Consider the following 25,124-nt stretch of genomic DNA (forward strand, 5'->3'; position numbering starts at 1 on the left):
CCTTAGCACAGGAGCAAGGGACGGCACATTCTCCCTTGGTCTTAGGGCTGGGGGGGAAACCATCCTCGCAGGACGCCCAGATCCAGTCTGGCGAAGACCATCTCCCGCCCCGTCACCAGGGTCAGCGGCAGCCCCAGCCCCTTCAGGAGCGACAGCATGGGGCGGTTCTGGCCGAGCACTTCGGCCGTCCACTCCCGTATCCCCTCCCCGTAAGCCAGCAGGGCCAGCGCCATCAGGATGCGCCGCCCGGCGCCGCGATGCTGGAAATGATCCGCCACTATGCAGGAAAACTCGGCCCTGTCCGGGTGCAGGCGCCGGCGCACGGACTGGGCCATGGCAAGCGGTGCCCCTTGCTCGTCGGTCAGCAGCAACCCTATCTGGGGTTCTCTGGGGTAGTCGAGAAAGAAGGCGAGCTGCTCGGCCGTCGCAGGCTGCTTGGCCCGCATGAAGCGCAGATAGACGCTCTGCTCGCTGAGCGCATCATAGGCCGCCCGGATGGACTCGGGATCGCTCCCCGCCAGCTCCCGCAGCCGGCAGGGCACGCCGCCCACCTCCATCGCCATGGGCAGGGCGGCGCGCGAGGCGGGGGGCGTCCAGCCCGTCAGCCCCCGTACCAGACGCCCCTCGTCGAGGGGCCAGCAGAGGTAGCGCGGCACGGCTTACCAGCGCCCCGCTATGCCGCGATCCTGCCACTGGGTAGGGTCGAGCAGGTTGAAGGGATCGTCGAGATAGAGCGCGATGCCGAGATCCCTGGCGCGCTGTATGAAACGGGCCAGCAGGGAGTCTCCTGCCATGGCCTCGATCTCGGACTGCATATGCTGTCCCAGCAGCAGGGATTGCAGCGGCAACCGCTCCAGCAGATCGAACGGCAGGTGCTGGGCGTTGTCCTGCAGCAGGGCGAGCCTCGCCCCGGCCAGGCTCGCCTGGAGCACCAGGGCGAAGCGATCCGCATGGTTCAGCAGGTTGTCCCGCCGATGGATGACCAGGGTCAGCTCGCTCGCCGGGCGCCCATGCTGCTCCAGCCAGGCCTTGAGCGGTTCCCAGTGAGGGGGCAGACCGCTCACGCTCAGCCAGACGGGGAGCGTGAACGCCCCCGCCTCCGCCAGCAGGCCGAGCTCTCCCCTCGCCTCCCCCTGCCAGCTGCGGATGGTCCGCTTCAGGCCACCCAGCCTGCGCTGGCGTTGTGGCCCCAGATAGAGCACCTTGAGCAGGCGCAGCAAATCGTCGCTCAGCAAGGGCTTGGCCAGTGCGGCCAGCACGTTGAAGCCCGCATCGTGCAGCAGGCGCCTGGCCCCGTCGATCAGAGTCTGATCGTGGGCGGAGAGCAGCACGATGGGCAGGCCGCTGCGGCGATACTGAGGGTGGCTCATCAGCAGGCTGATGGCATCCTGCTCCGCCAGGCTAAGATCGCAGATAAGCAATCCCACTCCATCCTCTTCCAGCGCCTTGAGGCACCCTTCCCCCTCCTGCACCCATTGGCAGGGCAGCCCCAGGGCCTCTATCTCCTGCTGGATGCAGGCCCCCTGGAAGGGGTGATCCTCGAGCAGCAAGACTTGCAGCTGGGCGAGCCAGGCTCGCCATTCCCGCTCCCGCGCCTGGAGCCCTTCCTGCCAGGGATCGGAGAGGCGGTAGATCCCCACCCCCGGGGTCAGCAGCTGCGGCAGATAGTCGGCCCCGGCATGAGAGGCGGGGTCGAACAGGGCGATGGCCCCCGTGGCAAACAGCCCGTCCCATTGCCAGCCGGCATCGGGACGGGTGCGGTGCAGACTGGCATAGGGCGGCAAGCCGGCAGCCTTGACCGCCTGATGGGAGGCGGCGTCCAGGGCGTAGACGCTGACGGGGTGAAACACCGGCTCCTGGCTGTCATCAGACTCCAGCAAGGCCAGCAACTCTTCCTCTGTGATGATCATCTCATGCTCTCTCACCCAGTTGCCGGCAGACCTCTTCCACGGTCAGTCGCAACTCTGCTGCAAGGGGGTGTCCGGGGGCCTCCTGCCAACGGTCGATCACCTGGACCAGCGGGTTGGCCCCCACCATTTTGGCGGCCCCCTTCATCTTGTGTAAAGCCGTATCGAGGGCGGCCTGGTCCCCTTGTGTGACGTAGTGCTCAATGTCCGCAAGTTCCTGGCGAACCGAGGTCAGATACAGCGCGATGAGGGGCGGACTCAGCAGCGGCGACAGGGCCATGGCCGCGGTCGCAGGCGACTGCGCCGTCCCCCCGCCGTTGCGACCGGACACGGTACGCAGCAAGGTGGCCAGCTCCTTCAGGAGGACGGGCTTGTCCAACCGCCCCTGACAGCCGCACTCGGCCAGCCGCTGCGCAGCCTGCTCACTGAGATCGGCGGTGATCACATACACAGGCAGCTGCTGCCAGCGCGCATCGGCGCGCAGCTGCCGACACAGCTCGGCGCCGTCCATCACCGGCATCTGCAGATCGGTCAGCACCAGATCCACCGTCTCGGAGCGCAGGATGTCGAGGGCAAGGCGGCCATTGGCGGCGCTCAGCACCCGGGCCCCCAGCTGACCGAGTTGCATGCTGATCAGCACCCGGTTCACCTCGTGATCTTCCACCAGAAGCACCCGCATGCCGGCGCCCGGCAGATCCGCTATCTCCTCCCCCTCCTGGGCAAGACGGGGCTGCAGCAGGCTGATCACAGAGCCCGGGATCCAGGGCTCTCCCTGCCATGACCAGGCACGCAATCCCTGCTCGTCCTCAAACGCGCCAAGGACGGGCGCAGAGGCATCCTCCGTGATGCCAAACGCGGCGAGCCAGGCCCGGATATACGCCAGCTCTTGCGCAGGCAGTTGCAGGGACAGCTGCTTGACCCTGGGCTGCCAGGGCGCCTTCTCCTGCGCAGGCCTGAGGGGCAAGGAACAGACGAAGCGACTGCCGCCGGTGGTCACGGGCTCGACCCGGATCCAGCCCCCCATCTGCTCCATCAGCTGGCGACAGATGGCAAGTCCCAGTCCCGTGCCCTGAGCCCTGAGCTGGCCCGGCTCCTCCCCCTGCTCGAAGGGCTGGAACAGGCGGGGCAGCAACTCGGCACTGATGCCGGGCCCCTGATCGTCCACACCGCACCGGATCCACTCCCCCTGCCGGCGTGCCCAGAGCACCACCTCCCCCCGCTCGCTGAACTTGATGGCGTTGGAGAGCAGGTTGTGCAGCACCTGCTGCACCCTGTGGGGATCGAGCTCCATCAGGGCGGGCAGCGCCGGATCCAGCTCGAGGCGCAGCTGCAGATGCCGGGAGCGCGCCTTGGACCAGTGCACCGCCGCCACGTGCTCGCACAGCTCCACCAGATCGGTGGGCTGCGCGGAGAGCCTGAGCCCGCTCGTCTCGTTGCGGCTGAAGTCGAGCACGTCGTTGAGCAGGCTCAGCAGTTCGTTGCCCGCCTGCCTGACGTGTGCCAGCACCGAGGCCTGCTCGGCATTGAGCGCGGTCTGATCCAGCCACTCCAGCAGCCCCAGCATGGCATTCATGGGGGTGCGGATCTCGTGACTCACGGCGGCGAGGAAGCGCCCCTTCGCCAGCACCGCCTGCTGGGCCTGCTCATGGGAGAGCTGCAGCTTGTGCTCCTGCTCCACCCTGCCGGTCGCATCCTGCACCACCCCGTAGACGCGCCACCCCGCGCCCTGACGCCGTCCCCTGCCGGAGAACTGCAGCCATCGCGTGCCCTTGGCGGGATGCTGGTAGCGCAACAGATGGGAGAAGGGCCGCCCCGCCTGCAGCATGGTCAGCATGGGGGCGCGCATCTCGCGCCTGTCCTGGCGGGAGATGCGGGTGAGCGCCTCGTTGGGATTGACGCGGATCTGCTGGCTGGCCAGCCCCAGCAGCTCGTGGCTGCCACGGCTCACAAACTCCACCCGGCTGATGGCACCACTCTGCAGGGTAAATTGCAGCACCACGCCGGGCACCGTGTTGGTCAGGGCCCGCAGGCGCCGCTCCGCCTGGCGCAGCAGCCGGGTGCGCTCGCGCAAGGCGCTGATGTCGGAGAGGGCGATAAGATCCCCGGCCGGCGCCTGGGGCCCCAGGCGCAGCGGGATCTGGGCATAGGAGTAGACCTGATCACCCAGCGCCAGCTCCCCCTCCGCCCCCTGCAACTGGGGGGCAGGCAGCACGAGATCGGCGGCGTAACGGGCCTCCATCCGCTTGGCCCGCGTGTTGCGCTTGATCACCTCCCCCTTGTCGTCACGCAAGAAGACGGGAACCGGCAACGCCTGGAAGAGGGATTCCCGAAACTGGCTCTCCAGCGCCAGGGCCTGCTCCGCCTTTTGGCGCTCACGGGCCTCCTGGGCCAGCTGCTGGCGGGATCGCCAGATCAGCCAGATCACCGCCATGCTGATCAGCAGGGCCAGCAGGACGGAGCCGAGCCAAAAGCCATAGCTGACCCCCTCCTGCTGGTTCAGGACCAGGCGGCGCCAGCGCTGTACCAGATCGTCCACCTGGCGATCCGTGATGGCCATCAGGCTCTGCTCCAGCACGCCAGCCAGCCTGGTCTGCCCGGGGCGGATGGCAAAGCCCAGGCCGAAGCGCTCCGGCAGCTCGGTGACGGTCAGCTCGCCCAGCTGATTGTTGCGAAGCGGATACTGCAGCTGGTAGAGCTCGGCCAGCATGGCCTCGGCATCGCCGCGCTGCACCGCCGCCAGCCCCTCAAGCAGGTTGTCGGCCACCTCCCACTCATGGTGGCCGAAGCGGGCGAGCAGCCCGGTGTCATAGAGCATCCGGGGGACCACCACCTTGCCGCTGACCTCGGCCAGGGAGTGCGGCGCCCCCAGCTTGCGGCTGACCAGGGCATAGCGGCTGGTCGCCACCACCCGGGTGAAGTCAAACTCCGCTCCCAGCGCCGGCGACTCCAGCAGACCGGCCATCATGGTAGCCTCTCCGCTGCGCAGCTTGGCCAGGGCCTCCTCCCTGCTCGCGGCGGGCACCAGCTCGAAATGCAGCCCCGTCTGCCGGCCCACTTCCCGCAAGACGTCTGCACTCCAGCCCGTTAAATCCCCCTGCTCGCTGACGCCGCTGTAGGGCATGAAGCCGGGATCCGCCACCACCTTGATGGTGTGGGCCTTGCCCACGAGCCAGGCCTGCTCCTTGTCGGTGAAGTGCAGGGGGTTCACGTCCTGATCGCTCTGGGGCAGGTAGCGCCCCAGATCCCGATAGAGGCTGCCCGGCGGCAGGAAGCGGATCGCCTTGTCCACCAACTCGCGCAGCTCGGGCCTGTCCCGCATCATCAACCGGTAGCTGAGCACCAGATCGTCGCTGCGCAGACGACGCAGGCGCAGCCCTTCGTCCGGGTACTCCCGCATCAGGTAACGCAGCTGCAGGTAGTCCCCGAGATAGGCGCTGCCTCGCCCCGCAATGAGGGCGCCGTACCAGTTTTCCGCCTCGGTCAGGGGCAGCTGGGAGGCGCGAGGATAGAGCCGCGTCAGGATCCCCTGTGCCCGCCAGATGGGCGAGACCAGAAACCGGGCTTCGTCGAGTTCGCCGCGATAGAGGATGGCGGACTCCGCCTCCAGCATGGCCCGGCTCAGCGCCATGCCGGGCGGCGTCTGCAGGAAAGGGCTCACATGGGGGATGAGATCGCAGCGACCGTCCTGCAGGCCCTGCAAGGTGGCCGCCCAGTTGGGCAAGGTCTCGAAACGCAGCGGCACCGGCAGTTGCTGGGCCAGGCGCGTCACCTGATCGATGAGCAGCCCCCCCTGCTCTTCCAGATAGGGAGGGCGCTGCAGGGCGGGGTAACAGAAGGTCAGCCCGGTGAGCGCATCAGCATAGGCCTGGGCCCCGGGTGACAGGGGAAGCATGGCGGCTCGCAGCGGCAGGGCCAGCAGCGCACCGGACAGGAGCAGAATTCTTATCATCGAAACGGAAAAGCCAGGCTATTGCCTGGCTTTTTATCACTCGTTGGGTTCAACATTTTCTACCCTGGCCTTGAGCTTCTGGCCGGGCCGGAAGGTCACCACGCGGCGGGCGCTGATGGGAATATCCTCGCCCGTCTTGGGGTTGCGTCCGGGACGCTGGTTCTTCTCGCGAAGATCGAAGTTACCGAAGCCTGAAATCTTGACCTGTTCGCCACGTTCGAGCGCTTGTCGGATCTCCTCAAAGAAGGCTTCCACCATATCTTTGGCTTCACGCTTGCTCATCCCGAGCTGGGTGAACAGGTGCTCTGCAATGTCGGCTTTGGTAAGCGCCATAGATCAATCCCTCAAGGATGCATTCAACTCTTCACCAAGGGCCCGCACGACATTGTCTACGGTCTCGGCGATCTCTTTCTCCTCCAGGGTGCGCTGGGTGTCTTGCAACACCAGGCTGATGGCCAGACTCTTCTTGTCCTCTGCCATACCAGCACCCTGGTATACGTCGAACAAGTTTATTCCAACTAACTGATTTCCGCCAACTTTTTTAATTACTGCCAGAACGTCGCCAGCCAGGATCTGTCTGTCAACCACCACGGCGATGTCGCGACGGTTGGCCGGGAAGCGGGACACTTCGGCCGCAACCGGCACCTTGGCCGGCGTCAGCTTGTCCAGCTCCAGCTCGAACATGACGGCGCGAGTCTTGAGCCCCAGCTTCTTCTCGAGGCTCGGGTGGATCACGCCGATGTGGCCGATGACGGCACCATTGCGCAGGATGGCCGCGCTCTGGCCCGGATGCAGGGCGCTGTGCTCGGCACGCTCGAAGGTGAAGGTGGCGCCTTCGGCGGTCAGGTCCAGCACGGCTTCCAGATCGCCCTTCAAATCGAAGAAGTCGACGGCGCGCGCCTTGACGTCCCAGTGCTCGTCGCCCTGGTTGCCGGTGATGATGCCGGCCAGCATGGGCTCCTGACGGATGCCGTTCTCGGCGCTCGCGTCCTTGATGAAACGCAGGCCCTGCTCGAACAAGCGCACACGCGGCTGCTGACGGTTCTGGTTGTAGACGACCGCCTGCACCAGACCCGGGAAGAGCGACACGCGCATGGCGGACATCTCGACGGAGATGGGGTTTGGCAGCACGATGGCGTCGCTCTGCGGGAACAGGGTCTGCTGAGCCTTGGGATCCACGAAGCTGTAGGTGATCGCTTCCTGGAAGCCTCTGTCGACCAGCAGGTCGCGCACCCGCTTCAGGGTCACCTGCCCTTCTGCCTGCTCCACCATGGCCAGGGAGGCGGCGGGTTTCAGGTTCGGGATGTTGTTGTAGCCGTAGATGCGGGCCACTTCCTCGATGAGATCTTCCTCGATGGCGATGTCAAAGCGCCAGGAGGGGGCCAGCGCGGTCCAACCGTCGGCGTCCACGGTCACCTGCATGCCGAGGCGAGTCAGGATCTCGACCACCTGCGCATCCGCCACGCTGATGCCGATCACCTTGTCGAGCTTGGTGCGGCGCAGCTTGATGGGGGCAGCCTTCGGCAGATGGGCATCGGATTTGACCTCGATGACCGGACCTGCTTCACCGCCACAGATATCAAGCAGCAGACGGGTGGCGCGATCCATCACCTTGTCCTGCAGCTCCGGATCCACCCCGCGCTCGAAGCGGTGGGAGGAGTCGGTGTGCAAACCGTAGGCACGGGCACGGCCGGTGATGGAGAGCGGCGCGAAGAAGGCGCACTCCAGCAGGATGTCGGTCGTGGTCTCGGACACACCGGTGCGATCGCCGCCGAAGATGCCGGCCATGCAGGCAGGGCCCTTGGCATCGGCAATCACGAGCGTGGTCTCTTTGAGCTTCACGTCGTTGCCATCGAGCAGGGTCATGGGCTCGTCGGCCTTGGCGCGACGCACCACCAGTTCCCCTTCCAACTTGGCCAAGTCGAAGGCGTGCATCGGCTGACCGTATTCCAGCAGCAGATAGTTGGTGATGTCGACGATGGCGTCGATGGAGCGAATGCCGCCACGGCGCAGCTTCTCCTGCATCCAGAGCGGGCTCTGGGCGTGCAGGTTCAGCCCCTTGATGACGCGCCCCAGATAACGGGGGCAGTCTGCCGGCGCTTCGACCCGGATCGGGAAGGTAGCGTCGATGGTGGCAGCAGCAGGGGTCCAGGTCGGCTCGACCACGTCCACGCTGTTGAGCACGCCGATTTCACGGGCCAGACCCGCGATGCCGAGACAGTCGGCACGGTTCGGAGTCAGATCAACGTCGATGCTGACGTCGTTGAGCGCGAGGTAGTCGCGGATATCGGTGCCGATGGGGGCGTCAAGCGGCAGCTCGATGATGCCATCGGCCTCGACGTCGATGCCCAGCTCGCTGAAGGAGCAGAGCATGCCATGGGACGGCTGGCCACGCAGCTTGGCCTTCTTGATGGTGAAATCACCCGGCAGGGTCGCCCCGACCTTGGCCACGCAGACTTTGAGGCCCTGGCGGCAGTTCGGCGCGCCGCAGACGATGTCAAGCAGCTCGGCCTCGCCCACGTTGACCTTGGTCACCCGCAGCTTGTCGGCGTCCGGATGCTGGGCGCACTCGACCACTTCACCCACCACCACATTGTTGAACTGGCCGGCCACCGCTTCCACGGCGTCCACTTCCAGACCAGCCATGGTGATCTGCTCGGCCAGTGCGTTGTCACTCAACTCGGTGCGGACCCACTCCATCACCCAGGATTTACTGAATTTCATGTTCTCTCGCCCTTACTTGAACTGCTTGAGGAAGCGCAGGTCGTTTTCGAAGAAGGCACGCAGGTCGTTGACCCCGTAACGCAGCATGGTCAGGCGCTCAACGCCCATGCCGAAGGCAAAGCCGGAGTATTTTTCCGGATCGATGCCGACCGAACGCAGCACGTTCGGATGCACCATGCCGCAACCCAGCACTTCCAGCCACTTGCCGTTCTTGCCCATCACGTCCACTTCGGCGCTCGGCTCGGTGAACGGGAAGTAGGAAGGACGGAAGCGAATGGTCAAATCTTCCTCGAAGTAGTTGCGCAGGAAGTCGTGCAGTATGCCCTTGAGCTCGGTGAAGCTGGCATGCTCGTCAACCAGCAGGCCTTCGACCTGGTGGAACATCGGGGTGTGGGTCATGTCGTAGTCGTTACGATAGACGCGGCCCGGCGCGATGATGCGGATCGGCGGCTGCTGATGTTCCATGGTGCGGATCTGCACGCCCGAGGTGTGGGTGCGCAGCATCAGATCGGGATTGAAGTAGAAGGTGTCGTGATCGGTACGCGCCGGGTGATGAGCCGGGATGTTCAGCGCATCGAAGTTGTGGAAGCCGTCTTCAATCTCGGGACCACGGGCAACCTTGAAGCCCATCTCGCCAAACAGGCGCTCGATGCGCTCGATAGTGCGGGTCACCGGGTGCAGACCGCCATTCTCGATACGGCGGCCCGGCAGGCTGACGTCGATGGTCTCGGCGGCCAGTTTCTGGTTCAGCACGGCGACTTCGAGGGCTTCACGACGATCGTTCAGGGCATCCTGAACCTGCTGTTTGGCCTGGTTGATCACGGCGCCGGCGGCCGGACGCTCTTCAGCGGACAGGGCGCCCAGGCCCTTCATCTGCTCGGTAAAAAAGCCCTTTTTACCCAGATATTTGACCCGGATCTCGTCGAGGGCGGCGATGTCGCTTACGCCCTCAATCTCGGCCTTGGCCTGGCCGACTACTTCTTCAAGCTGTTGCATGTCTTCCTCGTCACCACTCCCGGTACAGGAGCCTTTAGGCTAAATAAGGTCAAGAGGGGAATAATACAAAAAAAGCCCCTTCACTGACCATAGTTAAGGTGCCCTTTTCTCCCTGCAAATCATTTTGTTATATCAAGCGAGCCCCAAGTGCTTCCCCACTCGTCTGAAATAATGGAGATTTAATCTAGTTTGTTGGCATATGGAGCTAATAGCAGGACCTGTGAAGCCTGATCCCCCGCCGCACCATCCACTACGGGCAACAAAAAGGAGGATGTATTCGACCTAATATGCCCATCAAATCAGCAAGATGCATATCAACGAGTAATGAGCCAATCGAGAGTGCGCCAGGGCTTCGCGACGGCGCTTGGGGAGCAATTATCGGGCACTTTCTCTCATGCGGCAGGAGGTGGATGTGCCTATGAACCCGGGCAAATAGCATCGCTGAGGTGCTTCTTGTGCATAACCCCCCTGCTTTCAGTAGCTGGCCATGGCGGCGCCACCAGAGTTCGATGGTCCAAGAGAGCAGCCAGTTAGTCGCCTGACAATCCCCCCACTCCCCCTTCCTTGCGGGAATAGGCGGCATCACCCTTACTTTTAGGTCTGGAGCGGCATGATGCCGCGCAGCCATCGACAGGGATCAGTATGAAAAGTGCTACCACAGGAATGATCGGGATCACCCTGATCACCGCATTGTTCACCGGCCCATTGAGTGCCAGCAGCGAAGACCTCATGCATGATCGCGGCCGTTATCTGCTCAAGATATCGGGCTGCAACGATTGTCATACCCCCGGCTATGCACAGAGCGGAGGGGCCGTGCCCGAGCAGGAGTGGCTGACAGGCGACAGCCTTGGCTGGCGAGGCCCCTGGGGCACCACCTACCCGAGCAATCTGCGCCGCTACATGCAGACGATCAGCGAAGAGCAGTGGCTGGCCCAGGCAAAGACCCGGCAATACCGGCCGCCCATGCCGTGGTTTGCGCTCAGGGATATGTCGGAGGACGACCTTCGCGCCATCTACCGCTTCACCAAGCATCTGGGGGCTGCAGGCGCTCCGGCCCCCGCCTACCTGACGCCGGAGCAAATGCCAGAGGGGCCCTTCGTGCAATTCCCTGCCCCGCCCACACCCTGAGCACCGCTTAACATTCGATGAGCATGGCCATAAAAGCACAGACACGAAAAAGAGAAAGCGAGTTCAAACCGTAAATTACAGATACAAAAAAGGAGGCCTGAGCCTCCTTTTATCATCTATAAAACAGAACCGGATTAAACCAGAGCTGCTTTGGCCTTTTCAACCAGGGCGGTGAAAGCCAGCTTGTCGTGAACGGCGATATCGGAGAGGATCTTGCGATCGATCTCGATGGAAGCCTTCTTCAGACCGTCGATCAGACGGCTGTAGGACAGACCGTTCTGACGGGCTGCAGCGTTGATACGCGCAATCCACAGTTGACGGAACTGACGCTTCTTCTGGCGACGGTCACGGTAGGCATACTGACCAGCTTTGGTTACCGCTTGTACCGCTACGCGGTAGACACGGGAACGGGCGCCGTAGTAACCCTTGGCGGCTTTCATTACTTTCTTGTGACGAGCGCGAGCGGTCACACCACGTTTAACTCTTGGCATTTTTCACATCCCCCCTTATGCGTACGGCAGACAAGCGACAACACGTTTGTGGTCGGCAGCGGAAACAAAGAACTTCGGTCCCAGCTGACGCTTACGCTTACTGCTCTTCTTGGTCAGGATGTGACGCAGGTGGTTGTGCTTGCACTTGAAGCGACCTGAGCCAGTCTTCTTGAAGCGCTTTGCGGCGCCCCGGTTGGTTTTCATCTTCGGCATTTCATACTCCGCATTGTGAGTGACAACAAAATCGCAAGGCGAACCGACTCATGGAGCAAGCCCCATGAGTCAATTTCTTGTGGGCCTTAAGATTTCTTCTTGGGTGCGAGGACCATCACAGCTTGACGGCCTTCGACTTTCGGGAACGATTCGACTACGGCCAGCTCTTCCAGATCGTTCTTGACGCGCTCGAGAACCTTGATACCAAGATCCTGGTGGGCCATTTCACGACCACGGAAGCGCAGGGTGACCTTCGCCTTGTCCCCGTCTTCCAGAAAGCGAACCAGGTTGCGTAGTTTTACCTGATAGTCGCCTTCGTCGGTGCCAGGACGGAATTTGATTTCCTTGACCTGGACGACTTTCTGCTTCTTCTTCTGTTCTTTGGTGGTTTTGCTCTTTTCGTAGAGGAATTTGCCGTAATCCATGATCCGGCAAACGGGCGGCTCAGCGTTCGGACTGATCTCGACCAGATCCACTCCGGCCTCAAGGGCCAAGTTCAGAGCATCCTGGATGGAGGTGATGCCAATGGCTTCACCATCCAGGCCAGTCAGACGAACTTCTTTCAGACGGATCTCTTCATTGATCCGGTGAGCGCGGGCTTGCGGTTGCTTGCCCAGTTTTTTTCCGCCTTTTATAGCTTATTCCTCCACTTTCTTTTGTCCGCGGGTCTGAACTTCCTGGGTCAACAGAGCAATCAGCTCTTCAACAGGATAAGAGCCCAGGTCAGCCCCTTTACGGGTACGTACTGCAATCTTGCCGGCTTCTACTTCTTTATCGCCGCAGACCAGCATAAAAGGTACCCGCTTCAAAGTATGCTCGCGGATTTTAAAGCCAATCTTCTCATTTCTCAAGTCCGCTTTTGCGCGAAGGCCCGCATCATTCAATGCTTTGGCTACTTTCACCGCATAATCGGCCTGATTGTCGGTAATATTCATGACCACGGCCTGGGTAGGTGCCAACCAGGTCGGGAACAGTCCGGCGTACTCTTCGGTCAGGATCCCGATGAAACGCTCCAGCGAGCCCAGAATGGCACGGTGGATCATCACGGGCACGTGGCGCTCGTTGTCTTCGCCCACATAAGTGGCCCCCAGACGGCCCGGCAGGGCAAAGTCGAGCTGCACGGTACCACACTGCCAGGCACGATCAAGGCAATCGTGCAGGGTGAACTCGATCTTCGGACCGTAGAAGGCCCCCTCGCCCGGCTGCAGGTCGAACTTCAGACCGTTCAGCTCCAGCGCTTCGGCCAGGGCAGCCTCGGCGCGATCCCAGGCCTCGTCGGAGCCGATGCGCTGCTCCGGACGGGTGGAGAGCTTGACCACGATGTTCTCGAAGCCGAAGGTGCCGTAGACGTCGTAGACCATGCGGATGCACGCAGACACCTCTTCCATGATCTGCTCTTCGGTACAGAAGATGTGGGCATCATCCTGGGTGAAGCCCCGTACCCGCATCAGGCCGTGCAGGGAACCGGACGGCTCGTTGCGGTGGCAGGAGCCGAACTCGGCCATGCGCAGCGGCAGATCGCGGTAGGATTTCAGGCCCTGGTTGAAGATCTGCACGTGGCCCGGGCAGTTCATCGGCTTGATGGCGTACTCGCGGTTCTCGGACTGGGTGGTGAACATGGCCTGGGCGTATTTCTCCCAGTGACCTGAACGCTCCCACAGCACGCGATCCATCATGAAGGGACCCTTCACTTCCTGATAGTCGTACTCTTTGAGCTTGCCGCGAATGAAGGTCTCCAGCTCGCGGAAGATGGTCCATCCGTCGTTGTGCCAGAACACCATGCCCGGCGCTTCTTCCTGCATGTGGTACAGGTCGAGTTGCTTACCGATCTTGCGGTGGTCGCGCTTGGCGGCCTCTTCGAGGCGCTGCAGATAGGCCTTCAGCTGCTTCTTGTCGGCCCAGGCGGTGCCGTAGATGCGCTGCAACATCTTGTTGTTGGAGTCACCGCGCCAGTAGGCGCCGGACATCTTCTGCAGCTTGAAGTGATGGCAGTGACGCATGTTGGGCACGTGAGGGCCACGGCACATGTCGATGTACTCTTCGTGATGATAGAGACCGGGCTGATCATCACGGGCAATGTTCTGATCCAGGATCTCGACCTTGTAGGTCTCGCCGCGGGCTGCGAACACGTCGCGCGCTTCCTGCCAGGAGACCTTCTTCTTGACGACGTCGTAATCCTTGGCGGCCAGCGTCAGCATGCGCTCTTCCAGGGCGGCCAGATCTTCCTCGGTCAGGGTGCGGTCGAGATCGACGTCGTAATAGAAACCGTTGTCGATGACGGGACCGATGGCCATCTTGGTCTGGGGCCAGAGCTGCTTGATGGCATGACCCAACAGGTGGGCACAGGAGTGGCGCAGGATATCCAGACCGTCTTCGTCTTTGGCGGTGATGATGGCCAGGGAGGCATCGGCTTCGATCAGCTCGCAAGCATCCACCAGTTCACCGTTCACCCGGCCGGCAATGCACGCCTTGGCGAGGCCGGGACCGATGTCTGCGGCGACGTCCATGACGGAAACGGCGTGGGGGAATTGACGTTGGCTGCCGTCAGGCAGAGTAATGATTGGCATTCGGTGTTTCCTTAGACAGTGGTGCCCCCTACCAAAGGGCACATGTGAATGAAAAATGTCCTTGAATTTCAAGCTGTTCACGTGAATGTTTCACCGCTCACAATGCGGTTGCTACACACCGTGGTACACACTCTGAAGGCTGTGCATGGCTTGCAATTGACAGGTACAGCGAAGGATTGTATCAGACGCGACAACTCAGACAAGTTGTCTTGGCGATTTTGCATACCATGGAAACAGGCCGGACCGAATCACCGGAGGGCACCGGGGCTGGCACGCCACCCCGAGAAACCACCCGCTGTGCTAGGTTTCCAGTGAGGCGACAGCCCAAGCAAGGAGAGCATGATGTACACCTATGACATTTCGTTTCCGGAGCATGCGGAGAAGATCATCCACCCGGACCACCTGCTGACGACACACTGTCCCGTGCATATCGGGGAGCTGGTGATCCTGAGCGATGGCAGCAAGCGCGAGGTATGCAGCATAGTGCACAGCGCCGAACGCAGTACCCTCTATGTCACCGACGTGACCCCGGGCAAGGTCACCGCCAGCCGCTGATTCGCTAGCCGGCGCTCAACAGAGAGCTGCCGTTGAAATCGAAGGCGCTGCGCCCCTCCTCGGCCAGCGCCAGCTCCTGCAACACCTGGAGTGCCATCTTGTTGCCCTTTTGCGAGGCCTGATAGAGCCACTGTTTCGCCTCGGCCATGTCGACACGGCCATTGACCCCCATCAGGTGCAGCATCCCTACCTTCAGCATGGCGGGCACATCGCCGTTCCTGGCAGCCAGCTCCATCCAGCGAAACGCCTCGCGCAGATCCCGCGTCACCCCGACGCCCCGCAGATAGACCTCCGCCAGCCGGTATTGACCGAAGGCATCCCCCGCCTCGGCTGACTGACGATAGAGTGCGATAGCGCGGCCAATGTCCTGCTCGCTCCCCTGCCCCACTTCATGGCTCCAGCCCATCAACGCCTGGGCCCTTGGCTGGCCCTCATCCGCCAGAGGCGACCAGATCCGGGTCGCTTCATCGAAGTGCCCTGTCCGCCAGGCACGGTTGGCCGCCGCCATCTCCTGTTCGGTGGAGAGCGGGATCAGACGCCAGATGACCAGGGCGAGGATGGCGATGAAAAGCCAGCGGGAGGTAGTGGGTTTCATAGGGATTTCCGTGATCCAGTTCGCATTTCGTCTATGTAAACGAAATGTAGCAGCAGATCAAGCAGGAGATGCCCTGACGTTACTTCTTTGCCCTGGCCTGGCGGACTTGCAGTTTGACTTTCCTCTCTGCAAAATAACTGTATGGATATACAGCAGCCTGAGGAATGAGATGGCAGGACGAGGCAGCAGCCACAATATCGAGCACCGCTTCAGCGGCCCGCAGATCGACGCCGTCGATGATGGCTGGTCATCTACCGAGTGGGAGGCTGCGTTTGAAGCGGGCGTTCCCCGTACCGAGGTGAAAGAAATCACCGCCCGCAGCATCATCAGCTACAACAGCTCGCCGGACGTCCCCTTCGGCCGCTCCATCAATCCCTATCAAGGGTGCGAACACGGCTGGATGTGCTCTGCAAAACGTTCCATCGTAAATTGAGTGATTTTCAACCAGTTTTACAAGGCTAGATAAAACAAAGGGAAGCGGGTAGGCTGGTACGCTCGTATCGTCTAAAATACTTCATTGAACTTTTTTACAGATTAGTTACCTATAATATTTAGCTCAGTATTAAGATGCGGAGTTTATTATGGACACTGCGAAGGGAAAGCAGTCGCTCATTGAAGCTGTGTTTATAACTTTAAAGCACGACTATAGAGTATCAGCAACGCTTAAAGAGTTAGAGCCTGGCGGTGAATTTGAGGAATATATTGATTGCTGTTGGGATTCCCAACGAAACTCCGAAGAATGTTCATTGCAAATTGCTTTAGAAAAAATCAGCCGCTTAATAAATGAAGATAAAAAACCAGATGCGGCCGAAATTATAACAAGAATAGAACTCTTAGCTCCGTATTTACTAAGCAGAGAATTAATTTCGAGTCATTTCCATAACTTTTTAAATGATAAGATATCTAATCTAAAAGAAAGGTTATTGTATTAATTATTAATTTATAAAACACTTAATTCCAGCCTTGCCTTTCGCTTTTATCCTTCCAGTCTAAAAGCTCGGGCAAAGCTGGTCTTCCTGACTTAATAAACTAAATCAGTTGGAGCCTTACCTGAACTTAATAGCTCGGGGTTTAGATATGTGATACTCATTCTAAACTTTGAACACTATGTCGGCTATATCAACGCCTTAACTGCACCTTGTTCAACATATATCACTATATGGCTGGTAGGTCGTAAGCATTTGCAGTATCCCCGTTTTACCTACTAATAATAAATTAAGAGTAGGGTGCTTACTTAGCTCTATGCAACGAAACAATCGCTTGAATTTCCTACATTGCAAGAGAGTTAAACACTGAAATTTATTATTAGGATATGGATATTTCGGCAGGTTTTATATTTGACAAGTTATTAGAATATGATATAACTAAAATATGTTGAATCTGCCGCTATCAGTATTCAACCCGAAGCCTTAATGTTAATCGCATTAGGGCTTCACCTCTTTTTAATATACTACAAGTTTAAAATAAGTCAAATATAGATAAAGCAACTGGATAATAAATAACAGCAAATAAAGTATTACGCTGATAATTAAATCGAAAGAGCCTTGAAGGCTCTTTTTTTTATCCAACAACCTTGGCTTAAAGGATATATCTCCGAACCCTTGACAATAGTTTATTGGGTGTTATGTTATAACTAACAACGGAGAAAATTATGGAGAAATCAAATCTTAAAAATCAAGCAGAAGTAAAGGGTTGGATTGGTGGACAAATCAGCGGATATAAGAGAAAACAAAAAGCGTTATTCTTAATTGATTTTGTCAAAATGATTGAAATGTTGGAGTATCCAGCGTTCAAATTAACTTCAAGTCTGGCAAAGAAATTAATCGCTGGATTCACTGAAGGTAAATCAATTAGCAATAATTACTTAATTGGTTCATTTGCCGAGGCTGGAAATAAAGCAAAACAAGCCAATTTAGATGATTTGGTTTTGTCATTAGTTGAACGCCATCAGGAAATGTATATTGAACAATGGACTACGGCTAAAGCACAAATAGACAAAGATGCTATAGAATTAAAAGCCAAATTAAAGCAGGAATTAAGAGAAAGCACCTAACGGTGTTTTTTTCTGGGTGATGATATTAACTTCCGAGATATATCTCTTAACCTAGAATTGCTCAACAAAAAAAGAACCTTAAAGGCTCTTTATTTCTAAAACCATTATTTAGTCAAGTATTAGTATGGCTTTAATAGTTTTCTTCTTTCTTTGATTTCTTCAATTTCTACATTATCAAGCCCTACTTGTTCTTTGTTTAGAAACACATCTCCCAGCACTAACTTGGTTTTATCCGTAAAACTTAAATCCGCCAACTTAGTATCAAGCCCAGCCTTCTGTAAGTCATTTTTTATATCTTCCTTGATGACTTTTCTCGCATCCGGCGTAAGTCTCGAATAAATATCATATATGTCAGACTTGAACTTATTTTCAGTTTTTCTTTTATGTGAAACTGAGGAATGACTATCGTGCCTAACGATAGATAAATCAGTGATGGACAAAGATAACCTGTCTAAACTATCGTTCAACTTGGATACGATTTCAGTATATTGATAATTCGCTTGGGCTATCTTCTTATTAAGATTTTCGAGTTCCTTATCGTGCTTCTCAATCGTTTTCTTATGCTGCTTGTTCTTCTGCTCAATATCTCTATTTAATCTTTCATTCTGGGTAGATAATTTAGCCTTATTATTCAACCCTTGTTTAATCTCTTTCTTAATAGTTGATAGTTCGTCTTCTTTCAAAGTTAAGTCATTATTGAGTATTGAAAGGCGATTTTCCTTGCTTTCAATATCTCCATTAAGTTTTGTTAATTTGGTGCTATTGTCGTTTATATTCTTGATAAGTTGATTGAAGTTTTTCTTCTTGTTCTCTAATTCTTCGGCTTTACGCTTGTTTTCAAGTTCAAGTTTCTTCTTTTCTGCCTCAGCCCTTTCTATTTCTTCTTCAGTAAAAGAAAGTAGATTATGGCTTCTTGATATTTTTGCCTTATTCTGTTCAAGTCGAATTTTTGCCAGCTTCTCTTTATGCTCTAATGTTTTCTCGCTTACAGTTGCTTCTATTAAATAACCATATTCTTTAAGTTTCTTGTTTACATACTGATAAACAAGCTCTTGGTATACCTCTCCTATTTGCTGAGCAGATTTAAAAGAATTATTTTTTAATTCTGGTCTATTAGTATTTCTTAGATGCTGATTTACAAGTTCAAGCTGAGCATTAACAAGGTCATACTGTCCAGTCTTACTATTTTTCCCATTTATGAATATATGCGGATGTACGCCATTATTTAGCCCTTTTTTACTTAGTGTTTCATCTCCGTGGAAAACACAAGTCATTATTTTATAGTCAGGCAAATGTGTGCGATGGAAGTTATATATAATATTAAGATAATGGTCTGGCTTTACTTCATTGATGTTATTTTTCGTAGGGAACTTGAAGAATGACTCTTGGATGACTGTTTTATTCTTATGCAATGAGTTGTTTTCTGCTCCAACCACTTGGTTATGCAAATCAATAAACTTTGTGAGTGCTGACCTTTTGTCATTCACCCTCTTTAAACCCATATCCTCTAAGCCATCAATTACAGCTATATCAATATGGCCGCTGCTATTTAGGACCGTATTGATTAGAGTTTTAAGGTCGTCAGGTTCATTTTCTTTCTTAAGCAATCCTTTCAGTTTGCTGGCGTATTTCGAGCGGTCATTTTTAATGGTAGTGATGTTCTCATGTGAACTTATATCATTTTCGATGGAGGTAATAATTTCATCTACAATCGCCATACGCTCATCAATAGATAACTTATCAAGTGGAATAATTTTCCCTTGATAAATTATTCTATTGTGTTTGGATAGTTCTTCGTTGAACTCAAGTTCTTTCTTTTTCACAATCCTTAGAGTGTGATAAAGAGAAGCAATGAGTTGACGCATACCAGCGGTTTTATTGCTTCTAGTTTTCTGTGCGATAAAGTTTAATCGTTTCCAAATCATAGTCGTATTTTTTACATTCATAAGTCCTCTTAGTAATTGTTGATATTCTTCTGCTTCTGCCTTCCCGGCTAGGGACCAGTTGAACTTCCCTCAAGCGAAGCGTCTTTCCAGAATGGAAAGTGTGGGGAGTTGAACAACTGGTTGATAAAACTATAAAAAGTTTTAGGTTATATAATTAAGCTACCATATATTATAATGTTTTCAAGAGCACAAAAAAGCCGACTAATTTAGCCGGCCATTTAGTTATCTGATTACTGTTATCTTATATATAGATATCTTCAACGCACGCATACGCATACGCGAGGAATTATTCTATATCTAACACTTCATCGAAATCTGTTGGAATATCTACTGGAACTCTTTGACCTTCTTTTAAATATCGTTCTGTGCCGTCTTTAAACTCAAGCACAAGCATACCGCCCAACCAATCAATTGCTATACCCTTAAAGATATGCTTAAGCGTTGAGTTGTAAGCAACTCTTTTTTCAATCGCTGCTTCCGACCTATCGTAAATGATTGACTCAATGTCTATGTGTTCAACTTCAAGCAATGCGTTATATGACTGAGTTGCTTGCTTGTATTCTTCATTCAATGTTTTTGATTTTTCTTCCAAAGATGCCAAATCATTTTCAAGGTCGTTTACAACTTCGTAAAATGAATTAGGAACTGATTGCTGTTCAAGAATCATCTTTTTTAAACTTGACTTGAAGTCATCAATTCTATTCTGGATTCTCTTCTTGTCATTCTCAACCTTAAGAATATTGGTCTTTATTGCTGTATAATCTTTACTCTCATTGATAAGCGACTGAATATTCAACTTGTCTGTAAACTGGAAAAACAACGAAAATAATTTTTTTCCACGAATAGACTGTTGACCTGGAGCCATACATTTATGGCCCATACTATTCGTACAAATAAAATAATCTCTTTCTCCCTTATTCATATATCTAATGGTGCCGCCACACCAACGACAATAGATTAAGCCGCGAAAAATATTATATTGCTGCTTATTGTAGTTTCCTGTGAATGGCTTCCTGCCTTTAATGATTTCCTGCACTTTATAGAACAGTTCCTGTTCTATAACTGCTGGGTAATAATTTGGAATCGGGTTTCCCTCATCTTTTAATCTTCTCTTGCCGCCATCTTCCCAATATAACTTTTTGGGTTGATGCTCACCAATCAACTTTCTATTTCCAAGGATATATTGAACCTGATGCGGTGCCAGCTTATCCGCATACTCTTGATTATATCTTTTAGTAGCTTCTAATAGCCCATATTTGAGCGAAAGATTAAAGAGATGGGTTATCCTATTAACCTTATCTAAATCGACGATAAAAACACCATCTTCGACACTCAACCAATTTGGAACTTTTTTAGTTACGATTTCACCATTTCGCATTTTATTGCGATTGATATTCCAAGCCTTTGATGAAAAATCACTTTTCCTTTCACTTTCTTTGTTTGCTCGTTCAAACTCAATAAGTGCAGTTATCCAATCTCCAATATCAAGATTGTTAATATCAAAGATTTTGTCCCTATCAAGGATAACTATTTTTATTCCAGCATTTAGAATATCGGTAAATATTTGATTACTACGAACGATTTTATCCCGTGAAAGTCGGTCAAAGTTCTCAATAAGCAGATAAGAACCTTTCTCAATTTCACCTTCCCTGACTTGTTTCAAAAAACCGCCAAGCACACCATCAGCCGATGCATTGAGACCGCGAAAGGCGGACGTTCCTGCGTCTTCCAATGCTCTGTCTACCGTCAGACCGTGTTTAGCAACGAAAGCGTCTATAAGGGCGTTTTGACGCTCTCTGGTGCTTCCATCTTCTTGTCGAGTAGATGAGAAACGAACGTATGGAAAGCACTTTTTGGTCATTTTTTGAACAGATCAAGACTATGGAACCTTTAACATAGCACGTCTGCATTTACTGCTATGCCAGACCGAGCCACGCCTACCTCGAGCTCTCTCCGGGTCTCGACTTCGAGACCCGGCTATTTGCCAAGCTCAACGCCGGCGAGCTGCTGCGCCGGGAGTTTGCCAAGCCGAGCTACCAACCCCAAATCATATTCCTCGGGGCCAATACCGACCCCTATCAGCCCATCGAACACCACTATCGCCTCACCCGCCAGCTGCTGGAGGTGATGCTGGCCCATCGCCACCCGGTGGGGATCATCACCAAGAGCGCCATGATCCTGCGCGACCTCGATCTGCTGACGGAGCTGGCCCAAGAGGGGCTCTGCCAGGTGATGGTGTCGGTCACTACCTTGAATGAAACCCTGCGGCGACAGCTGGAGCCCAGGGCCAGCACAGGGGCGGGCCGGCTCAAGGTGATCGAGAAACTGGCGCTGGCGGGCGTGCCGGTGGGGGTGCTGGCCGCCCCCATGATCCCGCGGCTCAACGAGCCCGAGCTCGAGCAGATCATCAAGGCCGCCGTGGCCGCTGGCGCCGGCTGCGCCGATTACATCCTGCTGCGCCTGCCCCACGAGTTGACCACCCTCTTCAGCGACTGGCTGGATGAGTACTATCCGGGCCAAAAGGAGGCCATATTGAACCAGCTGCGGGCAAGCCGGGGCGGTGTCCTCAACAGCCACGCCTTCGGCACCCGCATGCGCGGCGAAGGGCAGTTTGCCGACCTGCTCGCCCAGCGATTTCGCCTCATCAGCAGGCGGCTGCAACTGGGCAAGCGCCACATCCAGCTGAACCTGGATCGTTTCATCCGCCCGGGCGAGCAACTGCGGCTGTTTTGAGCCTTGCCCTCAACCTCGCGCTCTCGATGGATAAGAACGCACCGGTTTACCCTGCTCGATCAGCTCCGCCGGCAGGCGTGAAGGTTCATACGCAACCTCCTCTTCCCCGGCGGGTACATTCTTCCCGGTCTCCTGTCCCCACATCCTGCTCCACCAGATCTCCCACATTACCCAGCTCGTCATAAGATACTCCTTCGCGGCAGAGGCCGCCGCTGTGATCGCCGACACAGGCAAGATGCCCTGCCCCCATGACAGGGGCATGACGCCCCGATGACATCTCGGTTGCCGCTCTGGCGGCAGCCTGGCTGGGGCAGCCAACGGCGGGCATAAAAAAAGAGCGACCTGAAGGTCGCTCTCTTGTATCGGGTAAAGGGGGAACGATTACTCGTCACCCGCCTCCCCGGTATCGACGGCACCGGTGTCTGCGGCGGTATTGGTGCCTTCAGACACCTCCCCCTCGACGGCCAGGGCCTCGGTTTCCTCTTCGTCGCTCTCGGCAACGCGCTGCAGGCCGACCACGGTTTCGTCTTCACCGGTACGGATCAGACGCACACCGCCGGTGTTGCGGCCGATGACGCTCACCTCGGCAACGCGAGTACGTACCAGGGTACCGCCGTTGGTGATCAGCATGATCTGGTCGGTATCCTCGACCTGGATCGCATCGATCACCTTGCCGTTGCGCTCATCCACCTTGATGGAGATGACGCCCTGGGTACCCCGGCTCTTGGTCGGGTATTCGTCCAGCGCGGTACGCTTGCCGTAACCATTCTCGGTGGCGGTGAGGATAGCCCCTTCGCCGCGCGGCACGATGAGGGAGACCACCTTGTCACCAGCGCCCAGCTTGATGCCGCGCACACCGGCAGCGGTACGGCCCATGGGTCGCACGCCCTTGAAGGTACCCTTGCTCTCGGTGCCTTCGCCGTTGTCGCTGCCGTCATCGTCGTTGCCGGCATCGTCGTCGGTTTCGACCTCGTCAGTGGCATCGGCATCAGCGCGACCGCTGCCTTCCGCGAAGCGAACCACCTTGCCCGCATCGGAGAACAGCATGATCTCGTTGCTGCCATCGGTGATGTCCACCCCGATCAGCTCATCACCCTCTTTGAGGTTGATGGCACGGATACCGGAGGAGAGCGGACGGCTGAAGTCGGACAGGCTGGTCTTCTTCACGGTGCCGTTGGCGGTGGCGAAGAAGACGTACTTCTCGGCGTCATACTCTTTCACCGGCAGGATGGCGGTGATGCGCTCACCCTCATCCAGCGGCAGCAGGTTGATAATCGGACGACCGCGGGCGCCACGGGACGCTTCCGGCAGCTGATACACCTTGAGCCAGTAGACCTTGCCACGGGTGGAGAAGCACAGAATGGTGTCGTGGGTGTTGGCCACCAGCAGACGCTCCACAAAGTCCTCTTCCTTGATCCGGGTGGCCGACTTGCCACGACCACCGCGGCGCTGGGCCTCGTAGTCGGAGAGCGGCTGATACTTCACATAGCCCTGGTGAGACAGGGTCACGACCACGTCTTCCGGGGTGATCAGATCTTCGATGTTGATCTCGGCACTGGACATGCTGATCTCGGTGCGACGCTCGTCGCCGTACTGCTCACGCACGGCCAGCAGTTCGTCGCGGATCACTTCCATCAGGCGTTCCGGGCTTGCCAGGATGTGCAGCAGCTCGGCGATGAGATCCAGCAGAGATTGATACTCTTCCAGGATCTTCTCGTGCTCGAGGCCGGTCAGCTTGTGCAGACGCAGGTCAAGGATGGCCTGGGCCTGGATCTCGGTCAGGAAGTACTGCCCGTCGCGAATGCCGAACTCAGGCTCCAGCCACTCGGGGCGAGCCGCGTCGTCGCCCGCTTTTTCCAGCATGGCGGCCACGTTGCCGAGTTCCCAACCCTTGGCCACCAGGGCGGCTTTCGCATCCGCCGGGGTCGCACTGTGGCGAATGAGCTCGATGATGGGATCGATGTTGGCCAGAGCCACCGCCAACCCTTCCAGGATGTGCGCCCGATCCCGCGCCTTGCGCAGTTCGAACACGGTCCGGCGGGTCACCACTTCGCGGCGGTGCAGCAGGAAGGCATCCAGGATCTCTTTAAGGTTCATCACCTTGGGCTGGTTGTTGTCCAGCGCCACCATGTTGATGCCGAACGTGGTCTGCATCTGGGTGTGCTTGTAGAGATTGTTCAGCACAATCTCGCCGGACTCGCCGCGCTTGATCTCGATGACGATGCGCATGCCGTCCTTGTCGGACTCATCGCGCAGGGCGCTGATGCCCTCGATCTTCTTCTCTTTGACCAGCTCGGCGATCTTCTCGATCAGACGAGCCTTGTTCACCTGATAGGGGATCTCGTGAACGATGATGGTCTCGCGACCACTCTTCTCGTCCACTTCCACCTCGGCCTTGGCGCGCACATAGATGGAGCCGCGACCGGTACGGTACGCCTGCACGATGCCGGAACGACCGTTGATGATGCCGCCGGTGGGGAAATCCGGGCCAGTGACATGGGTCATCAGCTCGTCAATGGTGAGGTCGCCGTTTTCGATCAGCGCCAGACAGCCGTTGACAATCTCGGTGAGGTTGTGAGGCGGGATGTTGGTCGCCATGCCCACCGCGATACCGGAGGAGCCGTTGACCAGCAGGGTGGGGACCTTGGTGGGCATGACAGCCGGGATCATCTCGGTGCCGTCGTAGTTCGGCACCCAGTCCACGGTCTCTTTGTCCAGATCGGCCAGCAGCTCGTGGGAGATGCGCGCCATCCGCACTTCGGTGTAACGCATGGCCGCGGCGTTGTCGCCGTCCACCGAACCGAAGTTGCCCTGACCGTCGACCAGCATGTAGCGCATGGAGAAATCCTGCGCCATACGGACGATGGTGTCATACACGGCGCTGTCGCCATGCGGGTGATATTTACCGATTACGTCACCGACCACACGGGCCGATTTTTTATAGGGCTTGTTCCAGTCGTTCCCCAGCTCGTTCATTGCATACAGAACGCGGCGGTGAACCGGTTTCAAGCCATCACGCACATCCGGCAGAGCTCGTCCTACGATCACGCTCATGGCGTAATCCAGATAGGAACTCTTGAGCTCTTCTTCGATGTTGACCGGCGTGATCTCTCTGGCCAGATCGCTCATAGAAAGCCTTAATCCCTAATTAGTTGTTCTTTGGCTTAAACAGCGCGACATGGTAACACACTGAGCCAAATACATTAAGCCACAAATCCGATGAGCACATCGGGCTGGTGCGACGAGGTCGGTCCGTTATAATGCGCG

18 protein-coding genes and 2 pseudogenes are annotated in these 25,124 nt (G+C 56.2%); 6 read left to right on the forward strand and 14 right to left on the reverse strand.

Annotated elements, in window-relative coordinates; genetic code table 11:
* Positions 1-41 precede the first annotated feature (41 nt).
* The 6 genes from I6L45_RS16895 to pheS are packed head-to-tail and all read right to left on the reverse strand — an operon-like array spanning position 42 to position 9,576.
* The gene (locus I6L45_RS16895) at positions 42-656 is read right to left on the reverse strand and encodes a GNAT family N-acetyltransferase (protein WP_134694424.1); all 615 of its coding nucleotides are present in this window, start codon (positions 654-656) and stop codon (positions 42-44) included.
* A gap of 3 nt (positions 657-659) precedes the next feature.
* Positions 660-1,910, reverse strand: coding sequence for a response regulator (locus I6L45_RS16900; RefSeq protein WP_216982702.1), 1,251 nt, complete (start codon positions 1,908-1,910; stop codon positions 660-662).
* 1 nt (position 1,911) lies between these two features.
* Positions 1,912-5,838 (reverse strand): transporter substrate-binding domain-containing protein, encoded by a 3,927-nt coding sequence (locus I6L45_RS16905; protein WP_216984236.1) that lies wholly within the window; start codon positions 5,836-5,838, stop codon positions 1,912-1,914.
* A gap of 54 nt (positions 5,839-5,892) precedes the next feature.
* Entirely contained in the window at positions 5,893-6,189 is a 297-nt protein-coding gene (ihfA, locus tag I6L45_RS16910; RefSeq protein ID WP_005300715.1) for an integration host factor subunit alpha, read from the reverse strand.
* A 3-nt stretch (positions 6,190-6,192) separates the two neighbouring features.
* Positions 6,193-8,580, reverse strand: a complete 2,388-nt coding sequence (gene pheT, locus I6L45_RS16915) for a phenylalanine--tRNA ligase subunit beta (RefSeq protein WP_216982703.1) — start codon at positions 8,578-8,580, stop codon at positions 6,193-6,195.
* Positions 8,581-8,592: 12 nt separating this feature from the next.
* Positions 8,593-9,576, reverse strand: a complete 984-nt coding sequence (gene pheS, locus I6L45_RS16920; RefSeq protein ID WP_134694432.1) for a phenylalanine--tRNA ligase subunit alpha — start codon at positions 9,574-9,576, stop codon at positions 8,593-8,595.
* 642 nt (positions 9,577-10,218) lie between these two features.
* Here pheS and I6L45_RS16925 point away from each other — a divergent pair.
* Positions 10,219-10,704, forward strand: a complete 486-nt coding sequence (locus I6L45_RS16925; RefSeq protein ID WP_043760366.1) for a hypothetical protein — start codon at positions 10,219-10,221, stop codon at positions 10,702-10,704.
* A 134-nt stretch (positions 10,705-10,838) separates the two neighbouring features.
* Here I6L45_RS16925 and rplT read toward each other — a convergent pair whose 3' ends face one another.
* The 4 genes from rplT to thrS form a co-directional block, all read right to left on the reverse strand.
* Complete coding sequence (gene rplT, locus I6L45_RS16930; protein ID WP_010674800.1) at positions 10,839-11,195, reverse strand: 50S ribosomal protein L20; 357 nt, start codon at positions 11,193-11,195, stop codon at positions 10,839-10,841.
* A gap of 15 nt (positions 11,196-11,210) precedes the next feature.
* Positions 11,211-11,408, reverse strand: a complete 198-nt coding sequence (gene rpmI, locus I6L45_RS16935; protein WP_005300673.1) for a 50S ribosomal protein L35 — start codon at positions 11,406-11,408, stop codon at positions 11,211-11,213.
* 86 nt (positions 11,409-11,494) lie between these two features.
* Positions 11,495-12,025: a translation initiation factor IF-3 gene (infC, locus tag I6L45_RS16940; protein ID WP_185219337.1), complete on the reverse strand. Its 531-nt coding sequence runs from the start codon at positions 12,023-12,025 to the stop codon at positions 11,495-11,497.
* Positions 12,026-12,046: 21 nt separating this feature from the next.
* Positions 12,047-13,975 carry a threonine--tRNA ligase gene (gene thrS / locus I6L45_RS16945; RefSeq protein ID WP_216982704.1) on the reverse strand — a complete coding sequence of 643 codons (1,929 nt, stop codon included), beginning with the start codon at positions 13,973-13,975 and terminating at the stop codon, positions 12,047-12,049.
* A gap of 342 nt (positions 13,976-14,317) precedes the next feature.
* Here thrS and I6L45_RS16950 point away from each other — a divergent pair, with 342 nt between their 5' ends.
* Positions 14,318-14,530, forward strand: a complete 213-nt coding sequence (locus I6L45_RS16950) for a hypothetical protein (protein ID WP_043760335.1) — start codon at positions 14,318-14,320, stop codon at positions 14,528-14,530.
* A 4-nt stretch (positions 14,531-14,534) separates the two neighbouring features.
* Here the strand turns inward: I6L45_RS16950 and I6L45_RS16955 are convergent, their stop codons facing one another.
* Entirely contained in the window at positions 14,535-15,125 is a 591-nt protein-coding gene (locus tag I6L45_RS16955; RefSeq protein ID WP_216982705.1) for a tetratricopeptide repeat protein, read from the reverse strand.
* Positions 15,126-15,294: 169 nt separating this feature from the next.
* Between I6L45_RS16955 and I6L45_RS16960 the strand changes: the two are divergent.
* The 3 genes and pseudogenes from I6L45_RS16960 to I6L45_RS16970 all read left to right on the forward strand — a co-directional run.
* Positions 15,295-15,546: pseudogene (locus I6L45_RS16960) on the forward strand (radical SAM protein); the annotation flags it as partial.
* A 160-nt stretch (positions 15,547-15,706) separates the two neighbouring features.
* Complete coding sequence (locus I6L45_RS16965; RefSeq protein ID WP_125871050.1) at positions 15,707-16,057, forward strand: hypothetical protein; 351 nt, start codon at positions 15,707-15,709, stop codon at positions 16,055-16,057.
* Between the two features lie 719 nt (positions 16,058-16,776).
* On the forward strand, positions 16,777-17,178 hold the full coding sequence (locus I6L45_RS16970) for a hypothetical protein (protein ID WP_216982706.1): 402 nt from the start codon (positions 16,777-16,779) through the stop codon (positions 17,176-17,178).
* Between the two features lie 119 nt (positions 17,179-17,297).
* Here the strand turns inward: I6L45_RS16970 and I6L45_RS16975 are convergent, their stop codons facing one another.
* Complete coding sequence (locus tag I6L45_RS16975; RefSeq protein WP_216982707.1) at positions 17,298-19,124, reverse strand: hypothetical protein; 1,827 nt, start codon at positions 19,122-19,124, stop codon at positions 17,298-17,300.
* A gap of 286 nt (positions 19,125-19,410) precedes the next feature.
* Positions 19,411-20,985, reverse strand: coding sequence for a recombinase family protein (locus tag I6L45_RS16980; protein WP_216982708.1), 1,575 nt, complete (start codon positions 20,983-20,985; stop codon positions 19,411-19,413).
* A gap of 44 nt (positions 20,986-21,029) precedes the next feature.
* Here I6L45_RS16980 and I6L45_RS16985 point away from each other — a divergent pair.
* A pseudogene (locus I6L45_RS16985) lies at positions 21,030-21,857 on the forward strand (PA0069 family radical SAM protein); the annotation flags it as partial.
* A 381-nt stretch (positions 21,858-22,238) separates the two neighbouring features.
* Here the strand turns inward: I6L45_RS16985 and gyrA are convergent.
* On the reverse strand, positions 22,239-24,986 hold the full coding sequence (gene gyrA, locus I6L45_RS16990) for a DNA topoisomerase (ATP-hydrolyzing) subunit A (RefSeq protein WP_216982709.1): 2,748 nt from the start codon (positions 24,984-24,986) through the stop codon (positions 22,239-22,241).
* Positions 24,987-25,124 lie beyond the last annotated feature (138 nt).

The organism is Aeromonas sp. FDAARGOS 1415 (genome assembly GCF_019048365.1).
GTDB lineage: Bacteria > Pseudomonadota > Gammaproteobacteria > Enterobacterales > Aeromonadaceae > Aeromonas > Aeromonas taiwanensis.